Source organism: Synechococcus sp. R60.1, from assembly GCF_047461835.1.
GTDB lineage: Bacteria > Cyanobacteriota > Cyanobacteriia > Thermostichales > Thermostichaceae > Thermostichus.
Map to the genome: position 1 here is coordinate 1 of NZ_JANSIA010000079.1, position 15,142 is coordinate 15,142.

Annotated in this window: 11 protein-coding genes, 1 tRNA gene and 1 pseudogene; 9 read left to right on the plus strand and 4 right to left on the minus strand. The window is 59.0% G+C overall.

Annotated features, from left to right (window positions below):
• Nucleotides 1-222 precede the first annotated feature (222 nt).
• A complete protein-coding gene (locus NW834_RS10800) occupies nt 223-774 on the plus strand; it encodes an energy transducer TonB (RefSeq protein WP_414416132.1) in 552 nt (183 codons plus the stop codon).
• Between the two features lie 160 nt (nt 775-934).
• Here NW834_RS10800 and NW834_RS10805 read toward each other — a convergent pair whose 3' ends face one another.
• On the minus strand, nt 935-1,588 hold the full coding sequence (locus NW834_RS10805; protein ID WP_414426303.1) for an RNA-guided endonuclease InsQ/TnpB family protein: 654 nt from the start codon (nt 1,586-1,588) through the stop codon (nt 935-937).
• A 310-nt stretch (nt 1,589-1,898) separates the two neighbouring features.
• Between NW834_RS10805 and gcvT the strand changes: the two genes are divergently transcribed.
• Nucleotides 1,899-3,023 carry a glycine cleavage system aminomethyltransferase GcvT gene (gene gcvT / locus NW834_RS10810; protein WP_414419527.1) on the plus strand — a complete coding sequence of 375 codons (1,125 nt, stop codon included), beginning with the start codon at nt 1,899-1,901 and terminating at the stop codon, nt 3,021-3,023.
• 9 nt (nt 3,024-3,032) lie between these two features.
• Here the strand turns inward: gcvT and NW834_RS10815 are convergent, their stop codons facing one another.
• Nucleotides 3,033-3,992 (minus strand): sigma-70 family RNA polymerase sigma factor, encoded by a 960-nt coding sequence (locus NW834_RS10815; protein ID WP_011432772.1) that lies wholly within the window; start codon nt 3,990-3,992, stop codon nt 3,033-3,035.
• A gap of 940 nt (nt 3,993-4,932) precedes the next feature.
• Between NW834_RS10815 and NW834_RS10820 the strand changes: the two genes are divergently transcribed.
• The 5 genes from NW834_RS10820 (at nt 4,933) to NW834_RS10840 (ending at nt 13,040) form a co-directional block, all read left to right on the plus strand.
• Entirely contained in the window at nt 4,933-5,307 is a 375-nt protein-coding gene (locus NW834_RS10820; protein WP_011432773.1) for a DUF1257 domain-containing protein, read from the plus strand.
• A 23-nt stretch (nt 5,308-5,330) separates the two neighbouring features.
• Entirely contained in the window at nt 5,331-6,446 is a 1,116-nt protein-coding gene (locus NW834_RS10825) for a pentapeptide repeat-containing protein (protein ID WP_414419526.1), read from the plus strand.
• Between the two features lie 111 nt (nt 6,447-6,557).
• Nucleotides 6,558-8,933, plus strand: a complete 2,376-nt coding sequence (locus tag NW834_RS10830) for a phosphoketolase (protein ID WP_414419525.1) — start codon at nt 6,558-6,560, stop codon at nt 8,931-8,933.
• A gap of 173 nt (nt 8,934-9,106) precedes the next feature.
• Nucleotides 9,107-10,153: a phospho-N-acetylmuramoyl-pentapeptide-transferase gene (gene mraY / locus NW834_RS10835; protein ID WP_414419529.1), complete on the plus strand. Its 1,047-nt coding sequence runs from the start codon at nt 9,107-9,109 to the stop codon at nt 10,151-10,153.
• 295 nt (nt 10,154-10,448) lie between these two features.
• Entirely contained in the window at nt 10,449-13,040 is a 2,592-nt protein-coding gene (locus NW834_RS10840) for a DUF3536 domain-containing protein (protein WP_414329859.1), read from the plus strand.
• Nucleotides 13,041-13,082: 42 nt separating this feature from the next.
• Here the strand turns inward: NW834_RS10840 and NW834_RS10845 are convergent.
• Nucleotides 13,083-13,156, minus strand: a tRNA-Pro gene (locus tag NW834_RS10845).
• Between the two features lie 143 nt (nt 13,157-13,299).
• Here NW834_RS10845 and NW834_RS10850 point away from each other — a divergent pair.
• Nucleotides 13,300-13,755, plus strand: coding sequence for an HHL1-like protein (locus tag NW834_RS10850; RefSeq protein WP_414349868.1), 456 nt, complete (start codon nt 13,300-13,302; stop codon nt 13,753-13,755).
• On the opposite strand, the gene NW834_RS10855 is transcribed toward NW834_RS10850, so the two are convergent.
• Nucleotides 13,752-14,663: an alpha/beta fold hydrolase gene (locus NW834_RS10855; RefSeq protein ID WP_414419524.1), complete on the minus strand. Its 912-nt coding sequence runs from the start codon at nt 14,661-14,663 to the stop codon at nt 13,752-13,754. The genes NW834_RS10850 and NW834_RS10855 overlap by 4 nt on opposite strands.
• A 308-nt stretch (nt 14,664-14,971) precedes the next feature.
• Here NW834_RS10855 and NW834_RS10860 point away from each other — a divergent pair.
• A pseudogene (locus NW834_RS10860) lies at nt 14,972-15,142 on the plus strand (RNA-guided endonuclease TnpB family protein); the annotation flags it as partial.

Consider the following 15,142-nt stretch of genomic DNA (forward strand, 5'->3'; position numbering starts at 1 on the left):
CCCCCACCTGCCCCGGCTGCAGGTGCCCTGGCAACCCCAACCCCAACCCCTCCACCCAAGCCCCCGCCCACCCCACCCCCCGCTCCCCCTCAGCCCACCGCGACCCCGACTGCGGCACCGCCCCCTCCCACGCCTGTCCCCAGACCTACTCCGACCCAAACTCCACCGCCTGTGGCGGCTGCTCCCTCCCCAAGGCCCACTCCCCCGCCAACTGCGGAGCCCTTGCCCATACAGCCAAGCGAGCGGGTTTCGGATCCCAGCCAATTGGCTCCCGTTCCGCCCGCTCCGCAACCGGTGACAGAGGTTCTTCCCGCCCAGCGGCCCTCTGACTCTTCCCAGTTGGGGCCTCCGGTCAGTGCCTCTGCTCCCAGCAATGGAGCCGGGATCCAGGGCAGTGGAGCTAGTGGATTGGCCAACCCCACCCAATCCGCTCCCAATCCCCCCAGCGTGGCAGCGCGGGCCAATGTGGATTGGGGTCCTTGGCTGGCCGCTTTGCAGCGAAAAGTGGAGCAAAATTGGATACCTGGGCAGACCGGTACCTCGCGCCGCACAGTGGTGATCTTTACAGTGGGTCGAGCTGGCGATCTGCAGAGCATTCGCCTGGGGCGCACGTCCGGCAGCCAACAAACAGACGATGCAGCGCTGACGGCTATCCAGAGGGCAGCCCCCTTCCTGCCGCTGCCTGAGGCTTACGAGGGCAACTCGGTGACGATTAATTTCACCTTTGATATCAACGTGCTGGGCCAGTTGACTGTAGGGGGATCCGCCAAGTAAACTACCCGACCCTGACTGCTTCGCGGTACAGAGTAGGCTTTTAGTAGCCCTGCAGTTAGTAAACTAACCACGGACCTCTGGGATGGTTTACGACACCCCCAATCGACCGTTACCAGTGCCTTAAACAACCGTTTCTGGTGTCCGCAGTATTATTATTATATCACAAGGCAAGTGAAGTTGTGTATTCCTCCCGATACTGACTTAATCTGCGCTGGTGCTGCTTTAACCTCCTTTCGCTGCGTCTGAGAAACTTTGGACACTCTACAGAGTTGCCGTTCTGGTCGGTGTAGAAAGCCTTCCAGCCCAAGTCAATGCCAATAACATTGCCTGTGTATTCTCCCTGCTCCTTGCGCTCCACATCCAAGCAGAACTGGGCATAGTACCCATCTGCCCTGCGTATCACCCGCACCCGATTGATTTTGGAGTTTAGGATATGGTGTCTTGCCTCACCATTGCAGTACAAGGCAAATGTTCCTGCGTTGAAGCCGTCGGTGAACGTGATGGACATGCCGTCAGGAGACAGCTTCCAGCCGGACAGCTTGTACTCGACCGATCGACAGTTCTTCTTGAACTGCGGATAGCCTTTCCTTGGCTCTTTGTTCTTGCAACGGCGGTAGAAGTTGGAGAGGGCAGACCAAGCTCTTTCGGCACTAGCTTGACGGGCGGCAGAATTGAGCTGGCGGGCGAAGGGGAACTCTTTGGCCAAGTCCTTGCAGAGGGAATACAGAACCGCTTTGGTCGCGCCCCGGTTATCCATCCAGTACCGTAGACACTTGTTTTGCACAAACTGCGCAGTGCGAATGGCTTCATCCAGAGCTTAGTACTGCTCTGCTGTGCCGTTGAGCAGCTTGGCTTCTCTGACCAACATATTGCTATTTTAAAGTGCTACGCACCGCTACCGCGAACAGCGTTCCTGAAGGGATAAAACGGTCTGCGCCTTACATCCCTACCCTCAAGGGCAAGGCTTTACGGCGTTTTTTCGGTAAAACCGCAGGGAGCGCTCCAGGTTGCCGACGCGGATCATGGTGTGGAGAAGGCGCATGGCACAAGCTCCGAGAAATGGGCGATGCTGCACTTATTTTAGTCTTTGACCTTTTAGTCTTTAGACCGCTGAGGATCCCTTGATGAGCCAAACGCCTCTGCAACGCACCCCCTTGTTCTCCCTTCATCAAGCTTTGGGGGCGCGATTTGTCTCTTTTGCCGGCTGGGAAATGCCGCTGCAGTATCGGGGAGTGATAGCAGAACATCGGGCAGTGCGGGAGAGGGTGGGGACATTCGACATTTCCCACATGGGCAAGTTCACCCTCTGGGGGCCGGAGCTGGGATCCCACCTCAGCCGTCTGGTTCCCAGCGATCTGAGCGCCGTTCCTGTGGGATCCGGTCGCTACACCGTCCTGCTCAATCCACTGGGGGGCATTTTGGATGATGTCATCTTCTACCGGCATCCACCGGAGGGTGAGCTGGAGCACTGGAGCGTGATCGTCAATGCAGCTACCCGGCAGAAGGATTGGGATTGGCTCAACCACCACTTCCAAGGGATCCCCGGAGTCAACCTTCAGGATCACTCCGACACTCGGGTCTTGTTGGCGGTGCAGGGGCCGGCAGCCGAACAGGTTCTCCAGCCCTTTTTGGAGGGATCCCTGAAGGCTTTGCGCCGGTTTCAGCACGGTCAGTTTGCCGGAGCGGCGGGAGCCTTGGGAGAGACTATCTTTGTGGCCCGCACTGGCTACACCGGAGAAGATGGCTTTGAAGTCATGCTCAGCCCCGAAGACGGCATCCGCCTTTGGGAGCAACTGATTCAGGCCGGCGTACAACCCTGTGGGCTGGGCTGCCGCGATACCCTGCGCCTGGAGGCTGCCTTCCATCTTTACGGGCAGGACATGGACGAGAGCACCACTCCCTTGGAAGCCGGCTTGGGCTGGTTGGTGAACAACCCAGGGGACTACATCGGCAAGCCCGCCATCGAAAGCCAACGGCAGCAAGGGATCCCTCGCCACCTGGTGGGGTTTCGCATGCTGCATCCGGCCATCCCCCGCAGCGGCTATGCCATCTACGCTCCCAACTCCCCTGAGCCGATCGGACAGGTGACCAGCGGCACCCATTCTCCCAGCTTGGGCTACGGCATCGGCTTGGGCTATGTCGCTCCGGCTTGGGCCAAGGTGGGATCCCGGCTGGAAATTGAAATTCGGGGGCAGCGCCAGCCTGCCGAAGTGGTGAAAAAACCTTTCTACAGTGCTGCGCACCGCTGACGCAAACGGTTACAGGTTCCCGTTAACCCAGGGTTTGGCAGCTTTGGGCGTGGAGTATTCCTGTTGCAGCCGCCGCAATTTCCGCAAGGCCCGCCGCTCAATTTGTCGGACTCGCTCTCGCGAAAGGCCGATGTGCTCCCCAATTTCCCGCAGCGTTAGGCCCCTCGATCCATCCAGCCCATAGCGAGCCACGATCACCTGTCGTTCTCGTTCACTCAGTTGGCCCACCAGCGCGCGGACTTCCTCTCGACGGGCAAGCTGGGTTAGGTGTTCAACAGGGTCGTTGTCTTCATCTGGGATGAAGTGCTGCAGCTCGGTGCCGTCTTCATCCCCTACCCCCACATTCAAGGAACGCATCTCTGCCATGTGGCGGGTGATCAGCTCCCGGTAGTTATCGCCAATATCCAGAGAATCAAAAACTTCTTCCGCTTGGGGACGGGATCCCCTTTCGGCAGATAACTCGCGGTAGCGCCGCTTCACCTGGGAGACCTTTTCGTACATGTGGGCCGGCAGACGGATCATCCGCCCCTTGTTTTGGATGCCCCGGTTCACGCTTTGCCGGATCCACCAAGTGGCATAGGTGGAGAACTTGTAGCCACGGGTGGGATCGAACTTTTCCACGGCGCGGGTGAGGCCGATGGTGCCTTCCTGAATCAGATCCAGAAACGGCAAGCCTCGATTGCGATAGCGCTTGGCAATCGACACCACCAAGCGGAGGTTACACTCCACCATTCGTTTCTTGGCTGCTTCCCCCTGCCGCAGGATCTGCTGCAGCTCTGCTAAAGGGATCCCCAGCCGCTGGCTCCAACCTTCCACAGACTCATGGGGCTGCCGTTGCTCCAAGAGCGTCACCATCCGCTGCACCTGGTGAGCCAGGCGGAGCTCTTCTTCAGCGGTGAGCAACGAGTAGCGGCCAATCGTCTTTAAGAAACGCCCCACCGCATCTTGCAAGTCAAGACTTTCTGACATATCAAACCCCACACCATAAATTCATGTCCTGTCAGAATCTCTACTTCTCCTGCTGCATCGGGCCCTCTTCCTACACACGAAGCTGACCTTTCTGCAAACAGCACCTTATTCATACCAGCACAAAAGCCTTTTCGTAAAGGCTTTGACTTCGAAAAATCTAATCCAGAACTCGGTGTTTGACTCACTAAATTTATTGAGGCTGCTTCACTAGACACTACCGGCAGTGCTTTAAGTCCTTTTTTATTGAGTAGTAACTCTACCTTAAGTAGGAGGGAAGAGATCAACTATTTTATAAACTCAATCTTAAGTTCTAGATTTAGATAGATTGAAAAAATTATTCCACTTGCTTGACCAGTTTTTGGTACCAAATCAGATCTTCGAGAGATCTTCAAGAGACAAAAAAGCAATTTTTTCATCCAATTTGTGGGACTAGAGATGAGTATTTTTGTTCGCAGAGCCATCGGAAAAGCTTACTTGGCAAGGCACAGCAAGGGTCATCGGCGGGTTTTTGGAACGGCTTGGGGCTGGTTTGGTACCTCATCGCCGGCAATTCCAGCCGGAGACAGACGAGAACAGATCCCTGTGGGACAGATTTTTGCTGCTGCCTCCAAACATAGTGGAGACTATCGTCAATTCTTGACTTTAGACGCTAGATGTAGATCCAAGATTTCTGTGTTACCGAACACGCCAGGCGCGGATGCCTCAGCCTTGGTGCTCCGTACCGCTATCGCGAATGCCGCAGCGCGCGCCTACATAAGAAGGCAGGTCAGGCCAGCCCAGCGACCCTCCAGGCCCAGGTGTGTTGCACTCCTGCGGGAGAAAGGGGGAGCTGCGTTCCGCTCGCTCGACCCACCGCAGGATGGTTTACATTTCTTCCACCACCCCAAGGGCGCTTTATAGTGAGGATCCGGTCTCCATCGGTCAAAGGATTGGAAGGGCCATGTCTCACTTCACCACCCTGCAAGTGCAAATCAAAGACGCCGATCTCCTGGAAGAGACTCTGAAGGAATTGGGCTACGCTGTGCAGCGGAATGCCAGCCTGCGGGGCTATCTCTGGAACCGCACCCGCGCCGATCTGGTGATCCGGCAAAAGAATGGCTTCGACATCGGGTTTCGTCGCAACGGGGATCACTACGAGCTGGTGGCCGATCTGTGGGGGGCGGGCATCGATCCCAAGACCTTCCTGGAGCCGATTTTGCAGCGCTACGCCCACAAAAGTTTGCTGCGCTCAGCCCGTGAGCAGGGCTATACCATCGAGGCCGAAGAAGTGCTGGAGGATGGCACCATCCGCGTGGTGGTGGGGCGTTGGCTATAAGCCAGGTTCATCGGGATCTGCCCATGGTAGGTAAGCCTCAGCCGGCTGTCAGAACTGGCCAGGGATCCCGGCCCCAACCTTGGGATCTGGTGTTGGGGGGGCAAATGGCAACCGGGAGCGCCCCTGCCCACGCCTTGGTGTTGGGAGGTATCGAGGGGGCGCGGAGACGACTCACCCACAGCGATGAAGCCGTGCGCTTGGCCACGCTATCCCAGTTGCTGCAGTACGGGTCGGCGGGCCTGGCCGAACTCATTGAAGCCCTCGCCGGCAATAGCTCTTGGGCAGTCCGCTTGGCAGCTTGGCGGCTGTTGTCTCAGCTTGGCCAGCCGGAGGCAGAACGGGCCTGTCGCACCTACAGCCCTTTTCGCCCGGTGGGGGGAGCGCAAGGGGTGATCGTGGCCTATCGGCGGGGGGAGCGGGATTTTGCCTATGCAGACCTGGAGGGAGCCGACCTTCAAGAAGCACGGCTGGGGGGGATCAACCTGTGGGAGGCCAACCTGAGGCGGGCCAACTTGCGCTTTTGCAACTTCAACGGCGCCCGGCTGCGGCAAACGGATTTGCGCCAAGCGGATTTGCAAGGGGCCAAGCTGAGCGGAGCCGACTTACAGGGAGCCGACCTGCGGGGATCCGACCTGAGGGGGGTAAAAGTTAGCGGCACCAGCCTGCGGGGATCCCGGCTTTCGGAAGAGACCCACCTAGAAGAACGGGTGCGCCACATCTGGCAGTTGCAGAACTGGGGGGGACAGGGACAGGATTTCTCCGGCCAAGACCTGAGCAAAGCCGATCTGCGGGAACTGGTGCTCTGTCAGATCCGGCTGAGGGGAGCGGATCTGAACCGGGCGGATCTGCGTGGATCCAACCTAGAGGGAGCGGACTTGGGGGGAGCCAACCTACAGCGAGCGGACTTGCGGGGGGCCAACTTGCAAAATGCCGACCTGGAAGGGGCCAATCTCAGCGGCGCCGAGCTGCGTCAGGCCCAGTTTCAGGGGGCTAACCTGCGGCGGGCCGATGTCAGCGGGGCCAACCTAACCCAAGCCAACCTGGAAGGAGCTCAGATCGAAGGGTTAAAGCACAGCGGATCCCGGATTGCCGGCCTGATCTTTCCCGACGGCACCCCGATCAAGCCCTGGTGGTGGTAACAGGTGCCTACCGCTCACCCAATGAGCCAAATCCAAAGGAATCCCAAGATCCCCAAGCTGTTCTGCAAACCTGGATCACCATAGAAGTAGAGATACCTATGGGGTACAGCTATGGTTCTGGCAGAACAGCTCTCGACAAAACCGCTCACCGCCGACGAGCTGCGCAAAATGGATGCCTACTGGCGGGCCGCCAACTATCTGTCGGTCGGGCAAATCTATTTGATGGATAACCCGCTGCTGCGAGAACCCCTGAAACTGGAACACGTGAAGCCGCGCCTGCTGGGGCACTGGGGCACCACACCCGGGTTGAACTTCATCTACGTGCATCTCAACCGCATCATCAAACGGGAAAACCTCAATATCCTCTACATCACCGGCCCCGGCCACGGTGGCCCTGCTCTAGTGGCCAACACCTACTTGGAAGGCACCTACAGCGAGGTGTATCCCAACATCGGCCAAGACGCTGAAGGCATGCGCAAGCTGTTCAAGCAATTCTCCTTCCCCGGCGGCGTGCCCAGCCATGTAGCCCCGGAAACCCCCGGCTCCATCCACGAGGGGGGAGAACTGGGCTATGCCCTAGCCCATGCCTTTGGGGCGGCCTTCGACAACCCCGATCTGCTGGTGGCCTGTGTGGTGGGGGATGGAGAGGCGGAAACTGGGCCCTTGGCCGCTTCCTGGCATTCCAACAAGTTCCTCAACCCCATCCACGACGGGGCGGTGCTGCCGATTCTGCACCTGAACGGCTACAAGATCGCCAATCCCACTGTTTTGGCCCGCCTCAGCCGTGAAGAGCTGCAAAGCCTGTTTGTGGGCTACGGCTACAAGCCCTACTTTGTGGAAGGCTCCGAGCCGGCCCAGATGCACCAGTTGATGGCCGCCACTTTGGACACAGTGATCCACGAGATCCAAGAAATCCAGCAGCATGCCCGCAGCAAAGGGGATCCCACTCGTCCCCAATGGCCGATGATCATCCTGCGCACCCCCAAAGGCTGGACCGGCCCCAAAGAGGTGGACGGCAAAAAGGTGGAAGATTTCTGGCGCTCCCACCAAGTGCCCCTGGCGGATCTGGCCAAAAAACCGGAGCACCTCAAGGCTCTGGAGGACTGGATGCGCAGCTACAAGCCGGAAGAACTCTTCGATGAAAATGGCCGTCTGCTGCCGGAGCTGCAAGAGCTGGCCCCCAAAGGGGAAAAACGCATGGGGGCTTTGCCCCACGCCAACGGCGGCCTGCTGACGCGGGAGCTGAAAATGCCGGATTTCCGTCGCTACGCCGTGCCTGTCCCCCGCCCCGGCACCACCGAAGCCGAAGCCACGCGAGTGCTGGGGCAATTTCTGCGGGATGTGATGAAGCTCAACCCCCACAACTTCCGCCTCTTTGGCCCCGACGAGACGGCTTCCAACCGCTTGGATGCTGTGTTTGAGGCCAGCGACCGCACCTGGGTAGCTCCCATCTACGATTGCGACGAGCACCTCTCCCCAGATGGACGGGTGATGGAGATCCTCAGCGAGCACGTCTGTCAGGGCTGGCTAGAAGGCTACCTGTTGACCGGGCGACACGGGTTCTTCTCCTGTTACGAAGCCTTTATCCACCTGGTGGACTCCATGTTCAACCAACACGCCAAGTGGCTGAAAACCACCCGTCACATTCCTTGGCGGCGGCCCATCCCTTCCCTCAACTACCTGCTGACTTCCCACGTGTGGCGGCAGGATCACAACGGCTTTAGCCATCAGGATCCCGGCTTTTTGGATCACGTGGTCAACAAAAAGGCCGAAATCATCCGCGTCTACCTGCCCCCGGATACCAATACTCTGCTCTCGGTGGCCGACCACTGCCTGCGCAGCCGCCACTACGTGAATGTGATCGTGGCGGGCAAACAGCCGGCCCTGCAGTACCTGGATATGGATGCGGCCATCAAGCACTGCACCCAGGGCTTGGGCATCTGGGAATGGGCCAGCAATGATCAGGGTTCAGAGCCGGATGTGGTCATGGCCTGCTGCGGCGATGTGCCCACCATGGAAACCCTGGCGGCGGTGGACTTTTTGCGGCAGCACCTGCCGGAGATCAAGATCCGGGTGGTGAACGTGGTGAACCTAATGAAGCTGCAGCCGCCCAGCGAACACCCCCACGGCATTAGCGACAAGGAGTTTGTCAGTATCTTCACCCCCGACAAGCCCATCGTGTTTGCCTTCCACGGCTATCCTTGGCTCATCCACCGCCTCACCTACCGCCGTCCCAACCACCACAACCTGCACGTGCGCGGCTACAAGGAGGAAGGCACCACCACCACCCCCTTCGACATGTGCGTTCTCAACCAGGTGGATCGCTTTAACTTGGCCAACGACGTCTTGGAGCGGGTGGATCGCTTCAAGTACCGGCGGGATCACGTCCAGCAGCTTATCCGGGACAAGCTGGTGGAGCACAAGCAGTACATCTGCAAACACGGGGAAGATCTGCCGGAGGTGCGCAACTGGAAGTGGCCCTATTGAAGGGATCCCCACTCAACTAACTTTCGCCTCTGAGCTCTGGCAGGATAGAGTTTTCTTGGGCTCTGCCTGCCGGAGTTTTCTGAAGTCTAGAGGTTGAGAGTGTGAGGGGTTCAGAAAGAGTGGATGCGGATACCCTTCCCGATCTGGAGCTGGAAGAGACGGAGTGGGGAGGGATGGCGCTCTCGCTGGGGCTGGGTTTGGCCCTCTCGACCCTTGTGATCGGGATCCGCCCCCAGGTGGTCGTTCCTTTTGGATTGAGCGCGTTGGGTTCGGCCCTGCTGGGATCCCTGCTCATCCCCGGGTTGCGGCGCTGGAAGGCGGGGCAAGTGATCCGCCAGGAGGGGCCCCAATCCCACCAGAAAAAAGCAGGCACACCCACCATGGGCGGGATCAGCTTTTTGCCCGTGGGGCTACTGGTGGCCGGGATCTGGAAAGGCCTACGGCCCGCTTACGCGAACGGCTGGGATCCCCATTGGCTGGCCGTCGCGCTGCTCACGCTGGCCTACAGCTTTGTCGGCTGGCTGGACGATTGGCTGGTGATCCGACAGCAATCCAACAAGGGGTTGTCTCCCAAACACAAGCTGTTGCTCCAGGTGGGAGTTGCCCTTGGGTTTTGTGTCTACCTGGCCTGGCAGGGGATCCCGACCAGTCTGACCTTGCCGGGGATAGGCACCCTCTCTCTGGGCTGGCTGTTCTGGCCCTTAGCCCTGTTTGTACTGGTGGGCACCAATAACGCCGTGAACCTCACCGATGGCATGGATGGCTTGGCGGCAGGGGTGGTGGCCATCCTGCTGATTGGGCTGGGGCTCCTTCACAGGGATCCAGAGCTATCGGTGTTGGCTTTCACCCTGAGCGGTGCCTGCTTGGGGTTCCTGGTTCACAACCACCACCGGGCGCGGCTGTTCATGGGCGATACCGGATCCCTGGGGTTGGGGGGTGCTCTGGCCGGGTTGGCGCTGCTGGGGGATCAGCTCTGGGCCTTGGCCCTGATGGGGGGAGTGCTGGTGGCAGAGGCGCTGTCGGTGATGCTGCAGGTGGGCTACTTCCAATACACCAAACGCAAAACCGGCACAGGCAGACGGCTGTTGCGCATGTCGCCCTTGCACCACCATCTGGAGCTGGGGGGCTGGTCGGAGGTGCAGGTGGTGGGATCCCTCTATGGGATAACGGCGCTGCTGGTGGGGCTGGGCTGGGCCTGGTGGCACTGGACCGGAATGTGAGTTCGAGCTGGGGATCCACCGGGATTCCAATGGGGGCCTGACCTCAAACGGGTTGTTCGGCGTGGGAAATGGCCACCGGCAGATCGGCCCCCACCCGCTAAGTCCCAGGATCCCTTCTGTTGTGAGGAAAACGCAAAGATTACTGACCGATGTTTGTTCCCTGTCAAATTTCCAACTGAATCTTTTACATTCACCGTTGCAGATCGGGGATCGCTGTAACGTATGGATATGAACTTAAGTTAACATTGCCTTCCCCTGTAACCCAGTTGGAGGCCTCTAAAAGGAGTGTAATCTCATGATGCCGAGTGGCTCCAAAAATTCCGATAGGCCAGCGGCACAGTCAGGGCACAGCGATTTGGTCTCCGACCCGCCGATGCAAGCGGCTCCTTCTCCGGCAGGTGCTGCTGAGCTTTCCTCTGCGCGGCCGTACGTGGTGTTGCACGGCCATTTTTATCAGCCGCCTCGGGAGGATCCCTGCCTCAACCGCATTCAGCGACAGCCGAGCGCCAGCCCCTTTCACGACTGGAACGAGCGCATTTGGGCGGAATGTTACCGCCCCAACGCCTTTGCCCGCGTTCTGGACGACCAAGGACGGGTGGTGCGTATTGTCAACAACTATGAATTCTTGAGCTTTAACTTCGGCCCTACTCTCCTCTCTTGGCTAGAGGAGCATGACATTGAAGTTTACCAGCGCATTTTGGCCGGCGACCGTCTCAGCGCTGAGCGGCTGGAGGGTCATGGCAATGCCATCGCCCAAGTCTACAACCACGTCATCCTGCCCCTGGCCAACGAGCGAGACAAGTACACCCAGATCCGCTGGGGAATTGCCGATTTCCAACACCGCTTTGGGCGCCATCCCCAGGGGATGTGGCTGGCCGAAACCGCCATTGATGCAGCAACGGTCACGGCCTTGGTCGAATGTGGGATCCGCTTCGTCATTTTGGCCCCCAGCCAAGCGCAGCGCATTCGCCCCTTGGGACAAACGGAGTGGATCGATGTCAGCCAAGGCCAGATCGATCCCCGTCGGCCCTACCGCTGCTTTACCCCCGATCGGGAGGGGTACTTGGATATTTTCTTTTTCGATGGCCCCATTTCCCGTGACTTGGGCTTTGGGGATATCGTCTACAGCACCCACTCTCTGGCGGAGCGGATCCGTTCCGCTCTGCGACCGGACAAAGAGGGGGAAGCCTATCTGATCAACTGTGCCACCGATGGCGAGACTTTTGGCCACCACAAGCGGGGTGTAGAACGCACGCTGGCCTATGCCTTTTGCGAGGAATTTCCCCGCCGGGGCTGGCAGGTGGGCAACTACAGCCATTTTCTCAGCCAACATCCCCCCACTTGGGAGGTGCAACTGAAACCGGTCACCGCCTGGAGCTGCGCCCACGGGGTAGGACGGTGGTCGCGAGACTGTGGCTGTGGAGCGGTGGGAGGGTGGCACCAACGCTGGCGGCAACCGCTGCGGGAGGCCCTCAACTGGCTGCGGGATCAGCTGGCCGAGATCTACGAGACGGAGGCCAGAGCCTACCTGCGGGATCCCTGGCTGGCGCGGGATCGTTACATCGAGGTGATTTTGGATCGGGAGCGCTGTGATGCCTTTTTGCAGGAGCACCAAAGCCACCGCCTCACCGCTGAAGATCGGGTGCAAGTGCTGCGCCTGTTGGAGATGCAGCGCTACAGCCAGTTGATGTTCACCAGTTGTGGCTGGTTTTTCGAGGAGCTATCCCGTCCTGAAGGGGTGCAGATCCTGCGTTACGCGGCACGGGCTATCCAGTTGGCAGCAGCAGTGGCGGATGTCAACCTAGAAGAGGAGTTTTTGCAGCGCCTGAGCAAGGCCCCCAGCAACCTCGACCTCTACAGAGACGGCAAGGGGGTCTATTGCGCCTTGGTGCGCCCCAGCTTGATCAGCCCGCAACGGCTGGTGGCTCAGCACGCCATGTTTTCCCTGTTTAACGGGATCCCCCGTTCCCAAGGATATGTGCTGGATCAAGTGGATCAAGAGCGCCTGACGATAGGCGGGTCGACACTGGCTATCGGGCGGGTGAAGCTCACTTTTCCCACCACCCGCGAAGAGCACGACCTGATCTACGCCGTGCTCCACCTCGGCGGCTGGGACTTTCAATGTGGCGTCAAGCCGTTTGCTGGGCGGCGCATCTACGAGCAGATAAAAGCGCGGCTGCTGGCCGGATCCCACAGTCGGATACAGATGATCCTGACCCTGCAAGACCTATTTGGGCCGGAAACCTTCGACCTGAACGCCCTCGACGACGAAGATCGGCAGCAGATGATGCGCTGGCTCACCCAAGATACCCTAGACCGCCTGGCCCAGCTCTACCGCCAAACCTACCTGGACAATTACGGGGTCTTGATGGCCTTTCGGGCCGACGGCCTGCCGATCCCGGAAGAGTTGTTGGCTGCCGCTCAGATCACCCTCAACCAACGCCTGTTGACCAGTTTGCGGGCGATGGAAATGGAAGAGGGCAAGCGGGATCACCTGCTGGAATTGCGGGCAATTGTGCGCGAGGCCGAGCAGTTGGGGTGTCAGTTGCGGCGGGAAGAGGCAGCCCGGGTTCTGGATCGGCTCCTACAGCGGGGGATGTGGCACCTTGCCCACGCTTTTGAGCCGGAGACCTTCGGCGAACAGCTCTACAACCTGGAAGAATGGCTGCAATTGGCTGCAGACCTGCGCCTGCCCATCAACTTGGATCGCCTGCAAGAGCTCTATCTGACAGCGCTGGAGCGTCAAATTGGCCCGCGTTGCCCAGCTTGGCCCCAAGAAGACTGCCGAGACATTTCTGCCGAAAACCTGCACCGCCTCTTACAGGTTGGGCAGCGAATTCGGGTCAACGTCAATGCCTGGCTGCGTCACCTACACCCCCAAAATTAAACCCCCAAGATTAAGTTGAGAGCTCAGTGAACTTTAAAGCCATCGGGATGACAGGATTCGAACCTGCGACCCCTTCGTCCCGAACGAAGTGCGCTACCAAGCTGCGCTACATCCCGACTGACAGGCCCCTTTAACCGCCCGCCGAAGCTCAACAAGTATAGCACGCCGGCTACGGACAATGAGGACAAGGGATCCCCAGCAGAGAAGGGGATCCAATCTGCGCTAAGCTGCAAAAATCCCCCCTCTCGTCAGCCCAAGTATGAGTCAGTCTAAGGGTTTTCGCAAATCCAAGCCTGAGAAAAAACCGGCCAGCTCCAACACTGCCAAGCGTAAGGAAGCCGCCCAACGGTACGACGAGCTGAAAGCCAAGGGGATGCCGGAGTTCAACATCTTTGCCCGCCGTCGCCAGCCCGCGCCTGGCCAGCCCAATCCTTGGCTGCCGGTGGGATCCCTGGCAGTGGGACGTTCCAGCGCCATTCACCAGGCCATTTTCCAAAATGAGGAAGAACTCAAAAAAGCAGCCGTCAGGCTGTTCCCCCGTCTCGGCAAGGTGAAAGATGACCTGGAGTTTGGGTTTCGCCTCAAGGACAAGGACTTCCAAGACGAGCCGATCCAGGTGGCGATCCGTCCCCAGCCTTCACCCCTTCAAGTCTGGATGGCCAAAATCCGAGGTTGGTTGGGCCTCTCCGGCAAAGGAACCTCCAAAAAAGCTTAGACCGCCGCAAAGGCTCTGGGCAGCCAGCCCAAAATCAGAGGGTTGACCACCTCTGGGCGCTCGTCGTGGGGGCAATGGCCTGTATTGGGAATGGGCAAGAACTGGTAGTCGATCCCTTTCACGTGGTTTTGAAAGCCGCGACCCCGTTGAATGGGCGTCCAGGGATCCCCCTCTCCCCAGAGCACCAACAGCGGGCAGCGCACCTGAGGCAATAGGGCTTCAGGAGTTGGGCCAGGGGGAGCGGTGAGAATCGAGGCAAACACCTGCTGAGCGCCCACATCACAGGAAGGGGCATAGAGAATCTCCACCAGCTCATCCGTAATGGCGGCGGGGTTGCGGTACACCTGCTCCAGAGTTGCGCGAATACGCTGCCGCTGCCGCACCCGATCGAACAAAAACGGCCCCGTCACCGGAGAAGCCGCCAGAGCGGTGAAAACACTCATGAAAAGGCGGAAAATCGGGCTGAGCTCATGGGAGCGATGGTTCAATCCCCCGGCGCAGTTGAGCAACACTGCTCCTGCTGTTAACTGGGGATGCCGGGCAGCCATGATCAAGCTGAGCAAGGCACCGATGGAATTGCCGATAAATACAGCAGGCTGCTGAATGTGCTGCTGCCAAAAATCCACCAGCAACTCCGCCCACAGATCCAAGGTGTAGGGGAGAGCAGGCTTGGCCGAGCCGCCAAACCCCAGCAAATCCAGGGCATAGACCCGGTATCCTGCCGCAGCCAGCACGGGGATGTTGTGCCGCCAATGGCCGATGGAAGCCCCAAATCCATGCACCAAGACCAGCGGGGATCCGGATCCCTGCACCACATAGCGAATGGCATGTCCGCGCCAGCTCCAGACTTGGGGAGCAAAAGGAGCAATGGCATCAACCGCAGAACCGGCAGAAGAAGCAGTCAGCACAGCCTGAAAACAGACCCAGTTAAAGATGTAGGTAGAAACTCAGAGCCATCCCTGTTCATCATAGCTTCGGAATGCCTTTGTCTCCCGTCTCTACTGCCCTGCCTGCTGCTGCAGTTGCGGGTTCAGGTGCCGCCGAGGTGGGGTTGGGCCGGTCAACATGGGACGAAAGCATGCTGGACTTCTTGGGATCCCCGCCCTTGGCTGGATGGCATAGCACCCGGGGATCAGCTAGAAATCGCAGGAGCCCCGCACTGTGCCCGTAGGGTCACTGCCGGGAGGAATGCGCTTTGATGAAGTACAATGAACTTATGAGCCAAGTCCTGACCATCTCCTGCAAGCTCAAGGTGTCCCCGTCGCAAGCCGCTAAATTGGACGCGACGATGGATGCCTTTGTGCAGGCACTGAACTGGGTCAACCAGAACACGCCGGAGAAGATCGTCAACGCGGTCAAACTGCAATCCCTTTGCTACTACGAGATT

Coding starts and splice junctions, on each gene's coding strand:
- NW834_RS10820 (WP_011432773.1), top strand. CDS start 4,933: ATGTCTCACTTCACCACCCTGCAAGTGCAAATCAAAGACGCCGATCTC.
- NW834_RS10825 (WP_414419526.1), top strand. CDS start 5,331: ATGGTAGGTAAGCCTCAGCCGGCTGTCAGAACTGGCCAGGGATCCCGG.
- mraY (WP_414419529.1), top strand. CDS start 9,107: ATGGCGCTCTCGCTGGGGCTGGGTTTGGCCCTCTCGACCCTTGTGATC.
- NW834_RS10830 (WP_414419525.1), top strand. CDS start 6,558: ATGGTTCTGGCAGAACAGCTCTCGACAAAACCGCTCACCGCCGACGAG.
- NW834_RS10840 (WP_414329859.1), top strand. CDS start 10,449: ATGATGCCGAGTGGCTCCAAAAATTCCGATAGGCCAGCGGCACAGTCA.
- gcvT (WP_414419527.1), top strand. CDS start 1,899: ATGAGCCAAACGCCTCTGCAACGCACCCCCTTGTTCTCCCTTCATCAA.
- NW834_RS10850 (WP_414349868.1), top strand. CDS start 13,300: ATGAGTCAGTCTAAGGGTTTTCGCAAATCCAAGCCTGAGAAAAAACCG.
- NW834_RS10815 (WP_011432772.1), bottom strand. CDS start 3,992: ATGTCAGAAAGTCTTGACTTGCAAGATGCGGTGGGGCGTTTCTTAAAG.